This is a genomic window from Leisingera sp. CC-HEC093 (assembly GCF_059429195.1).
Window position 1 is genome coordinate 17,762 of record NZ_JCAIJR010000001.1, and the last position, 17,070, is coordinate 34,831.

13 protein-coding genes are annotated in these 17,070 nt (G+C 65.2%); 9 read left to right on the plus strand and 4 right to left on the minus strand.

The genetic code is table 11. The features are described from left to right. Positions 1-21: 21 nt before the first annotated feature. Positions 22-1,308, plus strand: coding sequence for a hypothetical protein (locus tag AC5STB_RS00080; RefSeq protein WP_495440938.1), 1,287 nt, complete (start codon positions 22-24; stop codon positions 1,306-1,308). A 42-nt stretch (positions 1,309-1,350) separates the two neighbouring features. On the opposite strand, the gene AC5STB_RS00085 is transcribed toward AC5STB_RS00080, so the two are convergent. Further along, a complete protein-coding gene (locus AC5STB_RS00085; RefSeq protein ID WP_495440939.1) occupies positions 1,351-3,717 on the minus strand; it encodes a Tex family protein in 2,367 nt (788 codons plus the stop codon). 172 nt (positions 3,718-3,889) lie between these two features. Here AC5STB_RS00085 and gatB point away from each other — a divergent pair, with 172 nt between their 5' ends. The 3 genes from gatB to AC5STB_RS00100 all read left to right on the plus strand — a co-directional run bounded on the left by gatB (position 3,890) and on the right by AC5STB_RS00100 (position 7,515). After that, positions 3,890-5,401: an Asp-tRNA(Asn)/Glu-tRNA(Gln) amidotransferase subunit GatB gene (gatB, locus tag AC5STB_RS00090; RefSeq protein WP_495440940.1), complete on the plus strand. Its 1,512-nt coding sequence runs from the start codon at positions 3,890-3,892 to the stop codon at positions 5,399-5,401. A 195-nt stretch (positions 5,402-5,596) separates the two neighbouring features. Continuing rightward, the gene (pepT, locus tag AC5STB_RS00095) at positions 5,597-6,838 is read left to right on the plus strand and encodes a peptidase T (protein ID WP_495440941.1); all 1,242 of its coding nucleotides are present in this window, start codon (positions 5,597-5,599) and stop codon (positions 6,836-6,838) included. Positions 6,839-7,020: 182 nt separating this feature from the next. Then, positions 7,021-7,515: a DUF4177 domain-containing protein gene (locus AC5STB_RS00100; RefSeq protein WP_495440943.1), complete on the plus strand. Its 495-nt coding sequence runs from the start codon at positions 7,021-7,023 to the stop codon at positions 7,513-7,515. A gap of 82 nt (positions 7,516-7,597) precedes the next feature. On the opposite strand, the gene AC5STB_RS00105 is transcribed toward AC5STB_RS00100, so the two are convergent. After that, on the minus strand, positions 7,598-7,852 hold the full coding sequence (locus AC5STB_RS00105; RefSeq protein WP_495440945.1) for a BolA family protein: 255 nt from the start codon (positions 7,850-7,852) through the stop codon (positions 7,598-7,600). Positions 7,853-7,958: 106 nt separating this feature from the next. Between AC5STB_RS00105 and AC5STB_RS00110 the strand changes: the two genes are divergently transcribed. The 5 genes from AC5STB_RS00110 (at position 7,959) to AC5STB_RS00130 (ending at position 14,686) form a co-directional block, all read left to right on the plus strand. Beyond that, positions 7,959-8,582 (plus strand): DnaJ domain-containing protein, encoded by a 624-nt coding sequence (locus AC5STB_RS00110; RefSeq protein ID WP_495440946.1) that lies wholly within the window; start codon positions 7,959-7,961, stop codon positions 8,580-8,582. A gap of 464 nt (positions 8,583-9,046) precedes the next feature. Further along, complete coding sequence (gene cobS / locus AC5STB_RS00115; RefSeq protein ID WP_495440947.1) at positions 9,047-10,033, plus strand: cobaltochelatase subunit CobS; 987 nt, start codon at positions 9,047-9,049, stop codon at positions 10,031-10,033. 180 nt (positions 10,034-10,213) lie between these two features. After that, positions 10,214-12,094, plus strand: coding sequence for a cobaltochelatase subunit CobT (cobT, locus tag AC5STB_RS00120; RefSeq protein WP_495440948.1), 1,881 nt, complete (start codon positions 10,214-10,216; stop codon positions 12,092-12,094). Positions 12,095-12,467: 373 nt separating this feature from the next. Then, positions 12,468-14,258, plus strand: a complete 1,791-nt coding sequence (locus AC5STB_RS00125) for an aminopeptidase P family protein (protein WP_495440949.1) — start codon at positions 12,468-12,470, stop codon at positions 14,256-14,258. 86 nt (positions 14,259-14,344) lie between these two features. Continuing rightward, positions 14,345-14,686 (plus strand): DUF427 domain-containing protein, encoded by a 342-nt coding sequence (locus AC5STB_RS00130; RefSeq protein WP_495440951.1) that lies wholly within the window; start codon positions 14,345-14,347, stop codon positions 14,684-14,686. Between the two features lie 233 nt (positions 14,687-14,919). Here the strand turns inward: AC5STB_RS00130 and AC5STB_RS00135 are convergent, their stop codons facing one another. Both AC5STB_RS00135 and AC5STB_RS00140 read right to left on the minus strand, forming a co-directional pair. Next, positions 14,920-15,111: a hypothetical protein gene (locus AC5STB_RS00135; RefSeq protein WP_495440952.1), complete on the minus strand. Its 192-nt coding sequence runs from the start codon at positions 15,109-15,111 to the stop codon at positions 14,920-14,922. Between the two features lie 196 nt (positions 15,112-15,307). Beyond that, the gene (locus tag AC5STB_RS00140; protein ID WP_495440953.1) at positions 15,308-16,990 is read right to left on the minus strand and encodes a chloride channel protein; all 1,683 of its coding nucleotides are present in this window, start codon (positions 16,988-16,990) and stop codon (positions 15,308-15,310) included. Positions 16,991-17,070 lie beyond the last annotated feature (80 nt).

The window sequence follows — 17,070 nt, forward strand, 5'->3', positions numbered from 1 at the left end:
GCCACTCATCAGGAAGCACAAATGCTTACACAGTCTCGACAGGCACGTGGACTACTGACCCGGATTTCAGGTCTTGTTTCCAACCGGCCCCTGCCGCCCGCACGCCAGGCCCCTGCCCCTTCTCCGGCCCCAGCCGAACAGCTTCTGACCTGCCGCCTGGAAGACAGCCTGTCCATTCCGGTTTGCAGCGCAGAAGGCGACACCGCCGCCATCAAAGCCCAGGACCGCGGCCAATTTCTGGCCCGGCAGGAGCTTTGGGAGGATCTGTCGCAGCAGATCCGCGAGGCCGACGAAACCCGCGCCGCCGCCCCCTGCGGCCTGCCGCTGGCCGATCTCATCTCTTATGGCGCCCGCGCTGATGTGGTGACTGCGACCGAGCACGCGCTGGCCGAAAACGGCGACGCGGGCAGCCGCGCCCTGATCCGCGGTCTGATGGCATTCGAGGCCCTGCGGGCAGAGAACCGGCACGACCCCTATCTGACGGCGCTGGTGGCGCTGGCCCATATCGATATCGGCTGGGCTTGGCGCGGAGCCGGCGGCGGGGAAGCGGCGCTGCAGCCGAACCGGCGCCGCTGCGCGGCCCATTTCGACCGCGCCGCCGCGCTGTTGGACCCGATTGCACAGGCCAGCCAGGACAGCCCGTTCCTGCAAGCCGCGCAATGCGCGCTCTATGCCGGCCGCAGCGCCGCCGCCCTGCAGGTTGCGGATGCCTATGGCACGCTGATTGACCTGGCCCCCGGCAACCACCGCCACATGCGCGCGCTTGGCACCCAAATGCTGCCGCGCGGCTCCGGCTCCTATGCCGCGCTGGAGCTGGAAGCCCGCCGCACCGCCGCGCGCACAGAGGCCTCCTGGGGCGCGGGCGGCTACACCTGGGTGTACTTCGATGCCATTACCCTCGACGATCAGGCCTGCGCCCGCGTCGACACCCGGTTTTTTCTGGACGGGCTGCGCGATATCGTCCAGGCCGATGCCTCGCAAGAGATGATCAATCTGCTTGCCGCCTATTGCACCGTGGCCCTGCCCAGGCGGCTGGGACGCGACCTGCAGGCCGACGCGCCGCGGCTGAAGGTTGCAGAGGCCGCCGCCTGGCTGATCCGGGACCACCTGAAGGAACTGCACCCGCTGATCTGGGCCCATGCCGCCGAAGGCTTCGACAACAGCGCCCGCATCCGCTCTGTCAGCCGCTTCGCCGCCAGCGGCCATGCCGGTGCGCTGCAGGCCGTCGCGGTCCAGTTCCGCGCGGAAATCGAAAGCGGGCAGAAGGTAGCCTTTACTGAACAAGGGCCGGAGTTCAGCCCCGCGTAACAACCCGCAGCCGGAAAACCGCGGGGCCGCGGCCCCGTGTTCTCACTTCTTCTTGAAGGCGTCCATCAAGGCCGCGCCCAGCGCGCCGGTGCCCTGACCCGCGCCCTGATCGCGGCCCTGACCGCTCTTTGGCCCGGCAGATGTCCTGCCCTTGCCGCTCTGGGGCCCGCCCGGTTTGTCGCCGCGGCGCGGGCCTGCCCCCTTGGCCGGTCCGCGCGCATTGCGGTCCTCCTTGGCTGAGGCGCCGCCGTCTTTCTTCATGGTGAGGCCGATCCGCTTGCGCGGCACGTCTACCTCAGTGACGGTCACCTTGACCACCTGGCCTGTCTTCACCACCTCATGCGGGTCCTTCACGAACCGGTCGGCCAGCTGGCTCACATGCACCAGCCCGTCCTGATGCACGCCTATGTCCACGAAGGCGCCAAAGGCCGCGACGTTGGTCACCGTGCCCTCCAGCACCATCCCGGGCTTCAGGTCGGTGATAGCCTCCACCCCGTCCTTGAAGGAGGCGGTCACAAAGGACGGGCGCGGGTCGCGGCCCGGCTTTTCCAGCTCCTGGAAAATGTCGCGCACGGTGGGCAAGCCAACGCCGCCGCCCACGAAATCTTCCGTGCGCAGGGATTTCAAAGCCGCACCGTCGCCCATGATCTGGCGGATATCACGCCCGCAGGCGGCCACGATCTTGCGCGCCACGTCATAGCTTTCGGGGTGAACCGAGGACGCATCCAACGGCTCCTTGCCGTCGCGGATGCGCAGGAAGCCGGCGCATTGCTCAAACGCCTTGGGGCCAAGCCGCGCCACCTTCAGCAGCTCCCTACGAGACGCAAACGCGCCGTTCACGTCGCGGTGCGCCACAATCGCCTCTGCCAGGCCAGGGCCAAGGCCGGAGACATGGGACAAGAGCGGCGCCGACGCCATGTTGAGGTCGACCCCCACCGCATTCACCACATCCTCAATCACCGCCTCCAGCGACTTCGACAGTTTGTGCTGGTCCACATCATGCTGGTACTGGCCAACACCGATGCTCTTGGGCTCGATCTTCACCAGTTCCGCCAGCGGGTCCTGCAGGCGCCGGGCAATCGACACCGCCCCGCGCAGGGAAACATCCAGATCCGGGAACTCCCGCGCCGCCAGTTCGGAGGCGGAATAGACCGAAGCGCCGGCCTCAGAAACAACCACCTTGGTTGGCGCCCTCACCTTGGCAGGCAGGTGCTTCAGCACCTCCGCCACCATCCGCTCAGTCTCGCGGCTGGCGGTGCCGTTGCCGATGGCGATCAGCTCGACGCCATGCTCCGCAATCAGTTTCACAATCGACACCTGCGCCCCGCGCAGATCATTCTTGGGCTGGAATGGGTACAACGTCTCTGTGGCCACCAATTTCCCGGTTGCATCAACCACTGCCGCCTTGACGCCGGTGCGAATGCCCGGGTCCAGCCCGAGGGTCGGCCGCGCACCTGCCGGAGCTGCAAACAGCAGGTCCTTGAGGTTGCGGGCAAAAACCTGGATGGCGTCCTCCTGCGCCCGCCCCCGCAGGTCGCCCATCAGCTCCAGCATCATCGACAGCGACAGCTTTACCCGCCAGGTCCAACCCGCCACCTTGCGCAGCCACTTGTCGCCCGGCCCGTTGCCGCCCGCGCCCAGCTCCGCCGCAACCATCGCCTCGGCCCGTGCCACGCCCTCCTCCGGCTCGGGCCCCGCGTCCAGCGTCAGCACGCCTTCGTTCGATCCGCGCAGCATCGCCAGCGCCCGGTGCGAGGGCACATCCGCCCAGCGCTCGGAATGCGCAAAATAATCCGAGAACTTGGCGCCCTCCTGCTCCTTGCCCTCAACCACCTTGGCCGTCAGAACCGCCTCGCGCTGCATAAACTCCCGCAGGCGGCCCAAAAGGGGTGCATTTTCAGTCAGCCGCTCGGTCAGGATGTCCCGCGCGCCGTTCAGCGCATCCTTCACCGTGGCCACAGCCTCAGTGATGTAGCCTTCCGCCAGTTTCTCCGGGTCAGCGCTGCGGTCGGCCAGAATGGCATCCGTCAGCGGCTCCAGACCGTTTTCGCGGGCGATCATCGCCTTGGTGCGCCGCTTGGGCTTGTAGGGCAGATAGATATCCTCCAGCTGTGCCTTGGTCTCCGCCTTGGCAATCGAGGCCGCCAAATCATCGGTCAGCTTGTCCTGGCCCCTGATCGACTCGAGGATGGCCGCCCGCCGCTTTTCCAGCTCGCGCAGATACTCCAGCCGTTCCGCCAGGGTGCGCAGCTGGGTGTCATCCAAGCCCCCCGTCGCCTCTTTCCGGTAGCGCGCGACAAAGGGCACGGTGGCGCCTTCGTCCAGCAGGGCCACCGCGGCGCTCACCTGCTTGGCGGCGGCGCCGATTTCCGTGGCAATGGTCTGGCTGATGCGGGCGGATGTGTCCAAGGCGGCCTCCTCTAAATTCTGCTCGGGCTGCCAGTTCTAGCTGCCAGCCCTGACTCCGCCAAGAGGGCAAATACCGCCCCGGCAATCCCGCGCCGCCATTGCCCTCTTGCCCCTGCCCGCCAGCGGGCCTAGAACGCTTGCCAACTAGGACATTCGGATACGGCGGAAAACCATGCTCGACCTGACATATGAACTCCCCAAGCCCAAAGTGATCGCGGGCGCCAAGCATGACTGGGAACTGGTCATCGGCATGGAGGTGCATGCCCAGGTCAGCTCCAATGCCAAGCTGTTCTCCGGCGCCTCCACCAAGTTCGGCGCTGAGCCGAATTCCAACGTGGCCTTTGTGGACGCGGCGATGCCCGGCATGCTGCCGGTGATCAATGAGTACTGCGTCGAACAAGCTGTGCGCACCGGCCTGGGCCTGAAGGCCGGCATCAACCTGTGGTCCGCCTTTGACCGCAAGAACTATTTCTATCCCGACCTGCCGCAGGGCTATCAGATTTCCCAGCTTTATCACCCCATTGTGGGCGAAGGCGAGGTGCTGGTGGAACTGGGTGACGGCACCGCGCGCAACGTGCGGGTGGAGCGTATCCACATGGAACAGGACGCGGGCAAGTCGATCCACGACATGGACCCCAACATGTCCTTTGTTGACCTGAACCGCACCGGCGTCTGCCTGATGGAAATCGTCTCCCGCCCCGATATCCGCGGCCCGGAGGAAGCGGCTGCCTATATCGCCAAGCTGCGCCAGATCATGCAGTATCTGGGCACCTGCGACGGCAACATGCAGAACGGCAACCTGCGCGCTGATGTGAACGTTTCGGTCTGCCTGCCCGGCCAGTACGAGAAGTACCAGGAGACCCAGGACTTCAGCCACCTCGGCACCCGCTGCGAGATCAAGAATATGAACTCGATGCGCTTCATCCAGCAGGCCATCGAGGTCGAGGCGCGCCGCCAGATCGCCATCATCGAAGCGGGCGGCGAGATCGACCAGGAAACCCGGCTCTATGATCCGGACAAGGGCGAGACCCGCTCCATGCGCTCCAAGGAAGAGGCGCATGACTACCGTTACTTCCCCGATCCCGATCTGCTGCCGCTGGAAATCGAACAGGCCTGGGTGGATGATATCGCCGCCAGCCTGCCGGAGCTTCCGGATCAGAAAAAGGCACGTTTCATCAATGACTTCGGCCTTTCGGATTATGACGCTTCGGTGCTGACCGCGGATGTGGAATCGGCAACCTTTTTTGAGGAAACTGCCAAGGGCCGCAGCGGCAAGCTGGCTGCCAACTGGGTCATCAACGAGCTGTTCGGCCGTCTGAAGAAAGAAGACCACGCGATCACCGAATCCCCGGTCTCCCCGGCCCAACTGGGCGGCATCATTGACCTGATTTCCTCTGACGCGATTTCCGGCAAGATCGCCAAGGACCTGTTCGAGATCGTCTATACCGAAGGCGGCGACCCGGCGCAGATCGTCGAAGAACGCGGCATGAAGCAGGTGACGGATACCGGCGCCATCGAGACCGCCCTGGATGAGATCATCGCCGCCAACCCGGCGCAGGTGGAGAAGGCCAAGGTGAACCCGAAGCTGGCAGGCTGGTTTGTCGGCCAGGTGATGAAGGCCACCGGCGGCAAAGCCAACCCCAAGGCGGTGAACGAGCTGGTCGCCAAGAAGCTGAACGGCTGATCCCGGCGGCAAACGGAAATATTCAGGGCGCCCTTCGCGGCGCCCTTTTTCGTGCCGGAATGGGGGGTGCCATGCGTGCACCCCCTGTGCACCCCCTGCACCGGGCAGTATCTTTTCCCGCCGCTGACGCGGAATTCCCCGCCTTGACCTTCCCCGCGCCAGCGGCTTTGCTCCGTCCAAAATCCCGGAGGTTTCATGACCCGCAATTTCGATCAGGAACTCGAGGACCGTCTGGTCCGCTACGCCGCCATCGACAGCCAGAGCGATGAGACGTCCCCCTCCACACCCAGCACCGAAATCCAGTTCGATATGCTGAACCTGCTGGTGGCAGAGCTTCGGGAGACCGGTGCTGAGGACGTCACACTCACCGGTTACGGCGTGGTGCTGGCCACCATTCCCGCGACCGCACCCGGGCCGGCCATCGGCCTCTTGGCTCATGTCGACACTGCGCCGCAGTTCAACGCCGCAGGCGTCAAGCCGCGGGTGATCAAGGGGTATGATGGCGGTGATATCACCTATCCGGACAACCCGGACCTGGTGCTGTCGCCGCAGAAATCCCCCTATCTCGCCTCCAAGCAGGGCGATGATCTGATCACAGCCTCCGGCCTCACTCTGCTGGGCGCTGACGACAAGGCGGGGGTTGCCATCGTGATGACCCTGGCGCGGCACCTGCTGGCAAACCCGGAGATCCGGCACCCGAAGATACGCCTTGCCTTCACCCCGGACGAGGAGATCGGCCGCGGCGTCGGCGCGGAGCTGCCCAAAGACCTGGGTGTGGAGTTTGCCTATACGCTGGACGGCGGCGACGCGGGGGAGATCGTCTATGAAAGCTTCTCTGCCGACCGCGCCGTGGTGAGCATCAAGGGCGTGTCGATCCACCCCGGCTGGGCCAAGGAGAAGATGGTCAACGCCGCGCATCTGGCCGCCAAGATCGTGCAGACCCTGCCCCAGGCTACCATTACGCCGGAAACGACGGACGGGCGCGAGGGCTTCATCCATATCACCGACATGAACGGCGGCTCCTCGGAGATGGAGATCAAGCTGATCCTGCGCGACTTTGAACTGGATGGGCTGGCGTCCAAGGGTGATTTGCTGCGGAAGGTCTGCGATGCGGTGCAGGCCACCGAGCCGCGGGCGGAGATCACTTGCGAGATCTTTCCGCAGTACCGCAACATGCGTTATTGGCTGGAAAATGACATGACCCCGGTGGAGCTGGCGCTGGAAGCCTGCCGCGCGCATGGGATCGACCCGGTCTCAGCCCCGATCCGCGGCGGCACCGATGGCTCGCGGCTGACGGAGTTCGGGGTGCCGACCCCCAATATCTTCACCGGCATGCAAAATGTGCACGGGCCGCTGGAATGGATTTCAGTGCAGGATATGGCCAAGGCCACAGAGGTCTGCCTGACGCTGGTGCAGCTGGCAGCGGCAGAGGGCTGAGGGCTGAGGGCTGAGGCGGGCTGCGGGGTCCGGCGTCCGGCGGCAATCCTAGCCCGGAATGCACGTTTTTCAGCCCGTTTTCCATGGCGGCTAACGGCGGGACGCCGCGCACCGGCCGCTCTCCCCGCCCCTTGACCGCCCCCCCCATTCCGCTAAACCTGCCCGCAAGACAGGAGACGTTCATGCAAGCATATGAGTACAAGGTTGTCCCCGCTCCGGCCAAGGGCACCAAGGCCAAGGGGGTGAAGACGCCCGAGGCGCGCTTTGCCAATTCGGTAGAGATACTGCTGAACGAATTGGCCGCCGAAGGCTGGGAATTCCAGCGCGCTGAGCTGTTGCCCAGCGAAGAACGCTCCGGCATGATGGGCTCTGCCACCAACTGGCGCAATGTGATGGTGTTCCGCCGCGCACTCGCTGCGGACCAGCCCGTGCAAGCCCCGGAAGCAAGCCGCAAGGAGCCTGCCGCGCCTGCCGTTCCCTTTCGCCACAGCGACGCGCAAACACCGCGGCTGACGGCCGCGGCAGGCGATCCCGAAGCGCCGCCGGAAGCGGAACAGGTGCCGGGACCTGGCGCGGCCCGGATGCAGGCCGATGACGGGGTCGAGGAGCTAAGCCCGGTCTCTGGCATGACCGCAGCGCTGAAGGCGCGGGCCGGGCAGAAAGACGGCGACAAGTAGGTATTGGCAATGGCGGGCAAACTGCCCGCCCGACAGGCGTGTCAGGCCGCAGGGCGGGCGTTTCCGCCCGTCCTGCCCGGCCTCAGGCGCCGATATCCAGCGCCAGCGCATGGATGCGCGGCACGATATCCGCCAGCGCCTTATGCACCGCCCGGTGCTGCTGCACCCGGTTCATGCCCTGAAATGCACCGGCGCGGATCATCACCGCAAAATGGCTCTCGCCCGAGCCGTCGTCGCCGGCGTGGCCCGCGTGCTTGTGGCTTTCGTTGACCACCTCCAATGCGGTTGGCTCGAACGCGGCCTGCAGCGCCGCTTCCATTTCCTGCTTCACACTCATTTTCCGCTCATCCCCATATTTTTTATCTGCGCCCCCTTCAATCTGACGCCCCTTAGACTAAACTGCTGCCTCCGAGTCGAACAGATGCGTCTAGAAGGTGCGCCCCATGAGCAAGTCCGATCCCTTTGGCTTTGATATGTCCATCCGCTCCGCGAAGAAGAAGAACCCGCGCGGCCGGAGGGCGGCCTCCGGCGCCTCCGAGACGTCCCAGCGCGTCTGCGACAAGGACGGCTGCGAGGAAGCCGGCAAGTTCCGCGCGCCCAAGGCGCCGGATGTGCTGGATGACTTCTACTGGTTCTGCCAGGAGCATGTCCGCGAGTACAACAATCAGTGGAACTTCTTCGAAGGCACCACCGAGGCGGAGCTGAACGCGCAGCGCTCCAAGGACAAGGTGTGGGAGCGCGAGACCAAGCCGATGGGCGATCCCGAGGCCCGCGCCTGGGCGCGCCTGGGCATTGAGGACCCGCATCAGGTGCTGGGCGCAAACGCGACGCAAAACCCGGGCCGCGCTGCCAAGACCGGCCGCCGCCTGCCGCCCACCGAACGCCGCGCCATTGAGATCCTGGAGGCCAAGGACGACTGGTCCAAAGCCGACATCCGCAAGGCCTACAAGAAGCTGATCAAGGTGCTGCACCCGGACATGAACGGCGGCGACCGCAGCCAGGAGGAACAGCTGCAGGAGGTCCGCTGGGCCTGGGACCAGATCAAGGACAGCCGCAGCTTCAAGTAAGCGCAGCAAGGGCTTCCGGGCAGAGGGCGGCAGCAGCCGCCCTTTTTTGTGCCGCGCAACCTGCCCGCACCGTCTGCTCGCCCCTTGGGCGATGGGCGGTCTTTTGCCGATAATTTATGATAGAGATTTTATTTCTTTGACGGCCCCGGCCTTGAACCGTTACGCAGGGTTATGCCGGGTCCAGCTTGTCCCCCCACAGCTATCATACCCCCGGCACATCGCGCCCCCTGCTGCCCGGCCGGGGGCGCAGTATGTCTGGCACCGGCGCACCAGCACCGGCGCAGCCGGTTTTTCCCCAGCTTCAAATCTGCCTGCCGGCCCCGGCCGGGGCTGTCCAGTTCGCGCACAATCTCAGCCTCAGCTGGATTCCGGCGCGACTTTCCCTTGCCCTTGCCCGTCAGATCAGGCACCAATCCCGCGAATTGACCCCTGACAACAGGGAAGAGGGATAAGGACCGACTGCGATGACCGACGGATTTGTGGATATGGATGCGAAACCGACCGAAACGATTTCGGTGCGCGATGTGTTCGGGATCGACACGGATATGACGGTCAAGGGCTTTGCCGAGGGCTCTGAGCGGGTGCCGGCGATGGACCACACCTATAAGTTCGACCCGGAAACCACGCTGGCGATCCTGGCGGGCTTCAGCCACAACCGCCGTGTGATGATCCAGGGCTATCACGGCACCGGCAAATCGACCCACATCGAACAGGTCGCGGCACGGCTGAACTGGCCCTCTGTCCGCGTCAACCTCGACAGCCACATCTCCCGGATCGACCTGATCGGCAAGGACGCGATCAAGCTTCGCGACGGCAAGCAGGTCACCGAGTTCCACGAAGGCATCCTGCCCTGGGCGCTGCGCAATCCGGTTGCCATCGTGTTCGACGAATACGACGCCGGCCGCGCTGACGTGATGTTCGTGATCCAGCGGGTGCTGGAGCATGACGGCAAGCTGACCCTCTTGGACCAGAACGAGATCATCACCCCGAACCCGTTCTTCCGCCTGTTTGCCACCGCCAACACTGTCGGCCTTGGCGACACCACCGGGCTGTACCACGGCACCCAGCAGATCAACCAGGCGCAGATGGACCGCTGGTCGCTGGTCTCCACCCTGAACTACCTGAGCCATGACGCCGAAAGCGCCATCGTTCTGTCCAAGGCACCGCATTACAACACCGAGAAAGGCCGCAAAACCATCAGCCAGATGGTTACCGTTGCCGACCTCACCCGCACCGCCTTTATGAACGGCGATCTGTCGACCGTGATGTCGCCGCGGACGGTGATCAACTGGGCCCAGAACGCCGAAATCTTCCGCAACGTGGGCTATGCCTTCCGCCTGTCGTTCCTGAACAAATGCGACGAGCTGGAGCGCCAGACCGTTGCCGAGTTCTACCAGCGCTGCTTTGACGAGGAGCTGCCGGAGAGCGCTGCGAGCGTGAGCCTTGGGTGACGCCTTTTTTCGTCATAGCAGCCATTTGGGTCGCGCTTGACGCAATCTGGTTGTTTGACAAAACTGGTTGGAAGAAGACTGATCCGTCAGCCATGACGGGCAGTCAACACAGTCATTTGATACGGCTGCGTTGGGAATGCGCCCTTTTGTTCCTGACGGTGTCGATCTGGAGTGCGTTCAATGGCTAAAAAGCCCAACGACAACCCCGCCGATCCGTTCAAGAAGGCCCTGTCTGAGGCCACCAAGGTGATGGCCAACGACCCGGAGCTGACCGTCAGCTACACGGTCGACCCCTCGGGCCTGTCCGGCGATACCATGCGGCTGCCGCAGGTGTCCCGCCGGATGAGCCGCGAGGAGGTGCTGCTGGCCCGCGGCACCGCGGATGCGCTGGCGCTGCGCCACAAGTTCCACGACGACGCCACCCACGCCAAATACGTGCCGCAGGGCGAAATGGCCCGCGATCTCTATGAGGCGATGGAAACCGCCCGCTGCGAGGCGATGGGCGCGCGGCATATGCCCGGCACAGCGTCGAACATCGACGTGAAGATCCGCAACGAGTCGATCCGCCGCGGCTATGACCAGATGAAGTCCTCCTCGGAGGCACCGCTGGCTGCCGCCGCGGGCTATCTGGTGCGCCATCTGGCGACCGGCCGCGAGCTGCCCGAAGGCGCCTCCAACATCATGGAGCTGTGGCGCGGCTTCATCGAATCCCAGGCCGGCGGCACGCTGGAAAACCTGGACGAAACCATTGCCGACCAGGCCGCATTCGCCAAGCTGGCGCGGCAGGTGATCTCTGACCTTGGTTATGGCGACCAGCTGGGCGACGACCCCGATGAGCTGGACGACGAGGCCAATGACGAGGCCGAGGAGAACGCCGAGGAGCAGCAGGACCCGGACAGCACCGGCCAGGACGACTCGGAAGAGGAGCAAGCCGACGCATCCCCTGAGCAGAGCCAGGAACAGCAGCAGGACGAAAGCCAGGCTCAGGTGTCGATGGACGAGATGGCCGACGACGACCTGGCTGAAGACACCGAGATGCCCGACGGCGAAGCGCCGCTGGAGCCGCCCGCGCCGCCGCCGGTCTCTGATGCCGACCCGGATTACAAGGTGTTCCGGGATGCCCATGACGAGGAAATCAACGCCGAGGAGCTGGCCGAGCCTGCCGAACTGGAGCGCCTGCGCGCTTACCTCGACCAGCAGCTGGAGCCGCTGAAGGGCGCCGTCTCGCGGCTGGCCAACAAGCTGCAGCGCCGCCTGCAGGCACAGCAGAACCGGTCCTGGGAGTTCGACCGCGAGGAAGGCATCCTGGATGCCGGCCGTCTGGCGCGGGTTGTCGCCAATCCGACCACGCCCTTGTCGTTCAAGGTCGAAAAGGACACTGAGTTCCGCGACACCGTGGTGACGCTCTTGCTGGACAACTCCGGCTCGATGCGCGGCCGCCCGATTTCCATCGCGGCGATCTGCGCCGACGTGCTGGCCCGGACGCTGGAGCGCTGCAACGTCAAGGTCGAGATCCTCGGCTTCACCACCCGCGCCTGGAAAGGCGGGCTGGCGCGCGAGGCCTGGCTGAACGACGGCCGGCCGCAGCAGCCGGGACGGCTGAACGACCTGCGCCACATCATCTACAAAAGCGCCGACGCCCCGATGCGCCGCACCCGCACCAATCTGGGCCTGATGATGAAAGAGGGCCTGTTGAAGGAAAACATCGACGGCGAAGCGCTGGAATGGGCGCACCGGCGGATGGTGGCGCGGCGCGAGGCCCGCAAGATCCTGATGGTGATCTCTGACGGCGCGCCGGTGGATGATTCGACGCTGTCGGTAAACCCGGCGAACTATCTGGAGAAGCACCTGCGCGACGTGATTGCGATGGTGGAAAAGCGCAAGCAGGTTGAGCTGCTGGCAATTGGCATCGGCCATGACGTGACCCGCTATTATGAGCGCGCGGTGACGATCACGGATGTGGAACAGCTGGCAGGCGCAATGACAGAGCAGCTGGCGGCGCTGTTTGACAGCGATCCGCGCGCCCGCGCCCGGGTGATGGGCATCAAGCGCGCCGGCTGACCGGCACAGAGAATAGCAAAGGGCGCGCTCCCGCGCCTTTGGCCTGCATCTTGCGATGCCGTCCTCAGCTTTGGGCATGGCCGCGCGCGATGCGCGCGGCGGCGCCGGATGCAAGGCATCCGGCGCTTGGCCCAACGGGCCGCAGCGCATCTTTGATGCGCCAAGGCCCGGCGGGAGCCGCCGCCGTTTCAAATCCTTTTTAATTTGTGCCGTCAGGTCCCGGCAAATCTCTCTGCCGCCGCCCTTGCCAGCCGCAGGGGTATTTGGGACAAGAAGGGGCGCGCGGCTGCTCAGCCCCGCGCCTTTTCTTTGCTGCGGCCGCCGGGGCTTGCCCGCCTGCCGCCGCCCTGCCCCTTCAGCTGGAGAGACGCCGATGTACCAGACCTTCGATGTGACTGCCCGCCCGGAACAGGGCCCGCCCCGGCTGGCGGCACTGCGCAAGGAACTGGCGGCGGAAGGGCTGGACGGATTCCTGGTGCCGCGCGCCGATGCCCATCAGGGCGAGTATGTCGCGCCGCATGACGAGCGGCTTTCCTGGCTCACTGGCTTTACCGGTTCCGCCGGCTTTTGCGCGGTGCTGCAGGACATTGCCGGCGTCTTTATCGACGGCCGCTACCGCACCCAGGTGAAACGGCAGGTCGCAGCGGATTACACGCCTGTGCCCTGGCCCGAGGTGCAGCTGGCCGGGTGGCTGAAGGAAAAGCTGCCGGGTGGCGGCAAGGTAGGCTTTGATCCCTGGCTGCATGCCGCCGGGCAGGTCACCTCGCTGGAAAAGGAGCTGAAGGGCAGCGGCATCACCCTAGCGCAATGCGAAAACCTGGTGGACCGGATCTGGGAAGACCAGCCGGCGCCGCCGATGAACCCGGCGGCGGCCCACCCGCTGGACTATGCGGGCGAAAGCGCGGCGGACAAATGCGCGCGGCTCGCCAAGGACCTGCGCGAGGCAGGCCAGGCGGCGGCGGTCATCACCCTTCCCGACAGCATCATGTGGCTCTTGAACATCCGCGGCAGCGACGTGGCCCGCAACCCGGTGGCGCATGGCTTTGCCATCCTGCACGATGACGCGCGGGTGGACCTGTTCATGGCGGCAGAGAAGCTGGAAGGCCTGCAGGGCCACTTTGACAGCTCCGTCACAGTGCATGCGCCGGACGACTTCCTCAAGGCCACCGCAGCGCTCAACGGCTCGGTCGCTGCCGACACCGGCACCGTGCCGCAGATCGTGGCGGACAAGCTGGGCGACCGCATGGTCCCCGCAGGCGACCCCTGCGCCCTGCCCAAGGCGCGCAAGAACGCAGCCGAGATCGCGGGCAGCGCCGCCGCCCACCTGCGCGACGGCGCGGCCATCGTGGAGATGCTGGCCTGGCTCGACGCCCAGGCGCCCGGCTCCATCACCGAGACCGGCGTGGTGAAGAAGCTGGAGGCCCTGCGCCGCGAGGACCCGGCCCTGCGCGACATCAGCTTTGAAACCATTGCAGGCACCGGCGAGAACGGCGCCGTCATGCATTACCGCGTGACTGAGGAGACGGATACTCGGCTGGAGGACGGCCACCTGCTGGTGATGGACAGCGGCGGCCAGTATCTGGACGGCACCACCGACATCACCCGCACCATCGCCATCGGCACGCCGGGCGAGGAGGAGCGCGCCGCCTATACCCGCGTGCTGCAGGGCATGATCGCCATGTCCCGCCTGCGCTGGCCCAAGGGGCTGGCGGGCCGCGACATCGAATGCATCGGGCGGATGCCGCTGTGGCTGGCAGGCCAGGATTTCAACCACGGGCTTGGCCACGGCGTCGGCGCCTATCTCAGCGTGCACGAAGGGCCGCAGCGTCTGGCCCGCACCAGCCACGTGCCGCTGGAGCCCGGCATGATCCTGTCCAATGAGCCCGGATACTACCGGGAGGGCGCCTTTGGCATCCGGATCGAGAACCTTCTGGTTGTTGAAGAGGCGCCCCCCCTTGACTCCGGCGACCCGGAGCGCGACATGCTGTGCTGGCGCACGCTCACCTTTGCCCCGATAGACCGGCGGCTGGTGAATGCGCCGATGCTGACTGCAGACGAAAAAGACTGGCTCGACAGCTACCACCGCGAGGTTGCAGCCAAGATCGGGCCGCTGCTCAGCCCCGCTGCCAAGGCGTGGCTGGACGCCGCGGCCGCCGCCCTGTGATGCAGGGTGCGGCACCGGGTGTGACATCCGGCTGTTACGCAAACCGTAGAGAAGTTGACACGAACGAAGAGAATGGGAAAACACGCATGACCAAGATCCGTATCCGCAAGGCCGAAGGCACCTGGACCGTCCGCTCCGGCGGCGCCGTATTGGGGGAAACCTCCAATGCACTGGAGCTGACGGAGGGCGATCTGGAACCGGTCATCTATTTCCCGCGCGAAGACATCGCGATGGCGTTCCTGGACCGTACCAACAAAACAAGCCATTGCCCGCACAAAGGCGAGGCCAGCTATTTTTCGATCGCCAACAAGTCCTCGGTGACCGAAAACGCTGCCTGGAGCTATGAGGACCCCACGGAGGACGCGGCGGAGATCAAGGGCCATCTGGCTTTTGTGCTGAGCGACTCTGTCAAGGTCGAGCAGGTCTGAGCCGTCCGGCAGCAGCCCGGGCCCAGCCCGGCCGCGCAGGCCTGGCACGCGGATGGTTTTCACATCCGGAGAGTTGATGCACCGGTGCCCTGGCGCCGGTGTTTTCCGTTTCAGGCAGGCGCATCAGCCTGCTTGTGCCACAGCACCGCCAGCCAGCGGCGCAGGGGCGGGCCGTCCGCGGTTAAAGCGGGGGCCGGTGTCTTGTGCTGCGGACCAGGAGCACAGATGGGGAGCTAGGCGAGGACCGCTCGGCTGAGATTCAGCCTGGCTTCCTCCAGCGCGTCGCCGGCGCCCAGAATATCGGTTTCACGCGCGCATTGGATCGCGTAGTTGATCACCGCTTCCAGTGCCGCCCGTTCGTTTGCCTGCTCGTCCGCCTTGGTGTTCGCACCAGCCTCTTGCGGGCCGGTTTCGAAGTTTCGCATTTTTTGTTGCCTGCCGTGTGAGTGTTTTCTGCGATCTACCCGTGTAATTTTCAGCCAGACATTGCCGCAGGGCAATCCGCAGATTAATTAATCCTTAACCTGTAGCGGAAATCTCACATCAAGGGGGAGGAAGCAGCTGTTTTTCCCCTAAACCCGCGCGGTTTCGCACCGAAACATCCGCAACCGCCCTGCCCGCCTATCTGTGCTCTTCCGCGGCTGTTGCCGCCAAGGCGCGGTTGTAGGCCTTCAGCGCGTCCACGTGGTACAGCGCGCCGATGACCTCCTCGTTGCCATCCTCCACCAGCAGCACCGGCAAATAGGCGATTTCCGCCCGGTCGAACACCGGCATCGCCGCCTCCAGCGAGGCGGAAGCGCGGATGCACAGCCCCTGCTCCACCAGCGCCTGGCAGTCCTCCAGCGACGCGCAGCGGCTGTCACCCATCGGCCGCATCACCGCACCGGCGCGCAGCATCGACAGCAAGTAGGCCTGCGGCCCGGCGGCGCAATGGATGTCGCGCCGCTCCAGCTGGGTAAGGAAAAAGGACCGGTCCACCAGCCGCGAGGCCAGCGCGGTGGACATCGAGACCGACACCATCACCGCCAGGCCGATCTGCCAATCGCCGGTCAGCTCGAACACAATAAGCGTGGTGGAGATCGGCGCCCCCAGCACCGCCGCCGCAACCGCCCCCATGCCTGCAAAGGCATAAAGCGTGTGGGTGCCGGACACATCCGGCAGCACTGATGTCGCTATGAGGCCGAAGGCCAGTCCGGTCAGGGCCCCGATCATCAGCGACGGTGAAAACACCCCGCCGCCCATGCGCCCGCCCATGGTAATGGCCACGGCCGCAGTCTTGACCACCGTAAAGACCACCGCCTGCCCCAGCAGCAGCCCGCCAGTCAGCGCCAGCACGGTGGTTTCATAGCCGACACCGATGATATGCGGGAACCACACGGCAATCATCCCCAGCATCGCCCCGGACACCGCCGGGCGCAGCCAGCGCGGCAGGCACAGGCGCCGCTGCACCGCATTGCCGATCTTCTCTGCAAGGAAGATCGAACGCATCAGCACCACTGCCACCAGGCCGCAGATCAGGCCAAGAATCAGGAAGGCCGGCAGTTCCACATAGAACTGCAGCGCGCCGGGGGTGTTGAGTGTGAACTCGGTGACATCGCCGTATTCCAGCCGGTTGATCACGGTGCCCGCGACGGAGGCAACCACGATCGGCGCAAAAGCATTGACCGAGAAATGCCGCAGCACCACCTCCATCGCAAACAGCGCGCCGGCGATCGGCGCGTTGAAGCTGGCCGAGACCGCCGCCGCCACCGCGCAGCCCAAGAGGTCGCGCCCGGTGACACCGTCGGCGTTGATGCGGTTGCTGACCCAGCTGGCGATCACCCCCGCCAAGTGCACCACCGGGCCTTCGCGGCCGGTGGATCCGCCGGTGGACAGGGTGATGAAGGAGGAGAGCGCCGAGGCCAGGCCTTCCTTATGCTCGACCCGCCCGTCATGCAGGGCGGCCCCCTCAATCACGTCGGCAACAGAGCGCACCCGCCCGTCCGGGGTGAACCGGTCCAGGATGACGCCGACCACCAGACCGCCGCCCGCCGCAATTGCAACCAGCGTGTACCAGGGCAGATCCTGGGCGAAGGAATGCAGGTAATCCACATCCGGAGCGCTATAGACCCAGGCCTGCAGCGTGGTGATTCCTTTGCGGAAAAACAACGCGGCAAAGCCCGCGGCGATACCGATCATAAGCGCGATCAGCCAGAACTGGAACTGACTGGGGCCGCGGTTGCGCAGCACCCGCCAGATATCCTTCAAGCCAGCCAGCAATTGCATCAGATGGGCGATGAGAGCGGATCGGAATTCTTCTGCCATATGCTGCAAGCGGGCCTTTTGTTTTCAATGGCCTACAAATGCCGCAAGCCGGTTAAGGAACCCTGACCTGCCGCCCTGCC

Bases quoted from the DNA above. Each gene is read 5' to 3' on its own strand.
- AC5STB_RS00110 (WP_495440946.1), top strand. From the start codon at position 7,959: ATGAGCAAGTCCGATCCCTTTGGCTTTGATATGTCCATCCGCTCCGCG.
- AC5STB_RS00130 (WP_495440951.1), top strand. From the start codon at position 14,345: ATGACCAAGATCCGTATCCGCAAGGCCGAAGGCACCTGGACCGTCCGC.
- AC5STB_RS00100 (WP_495440943.1), top strand. From the start codon at position 7,021: ATGCAAGCATATGAGTACAAGGTTGTCCCCGCTCCGGCCAAGGGCACC.
- AC5STB_RS00125 (WP_495440949.1), top strand. From the start codon at position 12,468: ATGTACCAGACCTTCGATGTGACTGCCCGCCCGGAACAGGGCCCGCCC.
- gatB (WP_495440940.1), top strand. From the start codon at position 3,890: ATGCTCGACCTGACATATGAACTCCCCAAGCCCAAAGTGATCGCGGGC.
- cobT (WP_495440948.1), top strand. From the start codon at position 10,214: ATGGCTAAAAAGCCCAACGACAACCCCGCCGATCCGTTCAAGAAGGCC.
- AC5STB_RS00140 (WP_495440953.1), bottom strand. From the start codon at position 16,990: ATGGCAGAAGAATTCCGATCCGCTCTCATCGCCCATCTGATGCAATTG.
- pepT (WP_495440941.1), top strand. From the start codon at position 5,597: ATGACCCGCAATTTCGATCAGGAACTCGAGGACCGTCTGGTCCGCTAC.
- cobS (WP_495440947.1), top strand. From the start codon at position 9,047: ATGACCGACGGATTTGTGGATATGGATGCGAAACCGACCGAAACGATT.
- AC5STB_RS00135 (WP_495440952.1), bottom strand. From the start codon at position 15,111: ATGCGAAACTTCGAAACCGGCCCGCAAGAGGCTGGTGCGAACACCAAG.
- AC5STB_RS00105 (WP_495440945.1), bottom strand. From the start codon at position 7,852: ATGAGTGTGAAGCAGGAAATGGAAGCGGCGCTGCAGGCCGCGTTCGAG.
- AC5STB_RS00080 (WP_495440938.1), top strand. From the start codon at position 22: ATGCTTACACAGTCTCGACAGGCACGTGGACTACTGACCCGGATTTCA.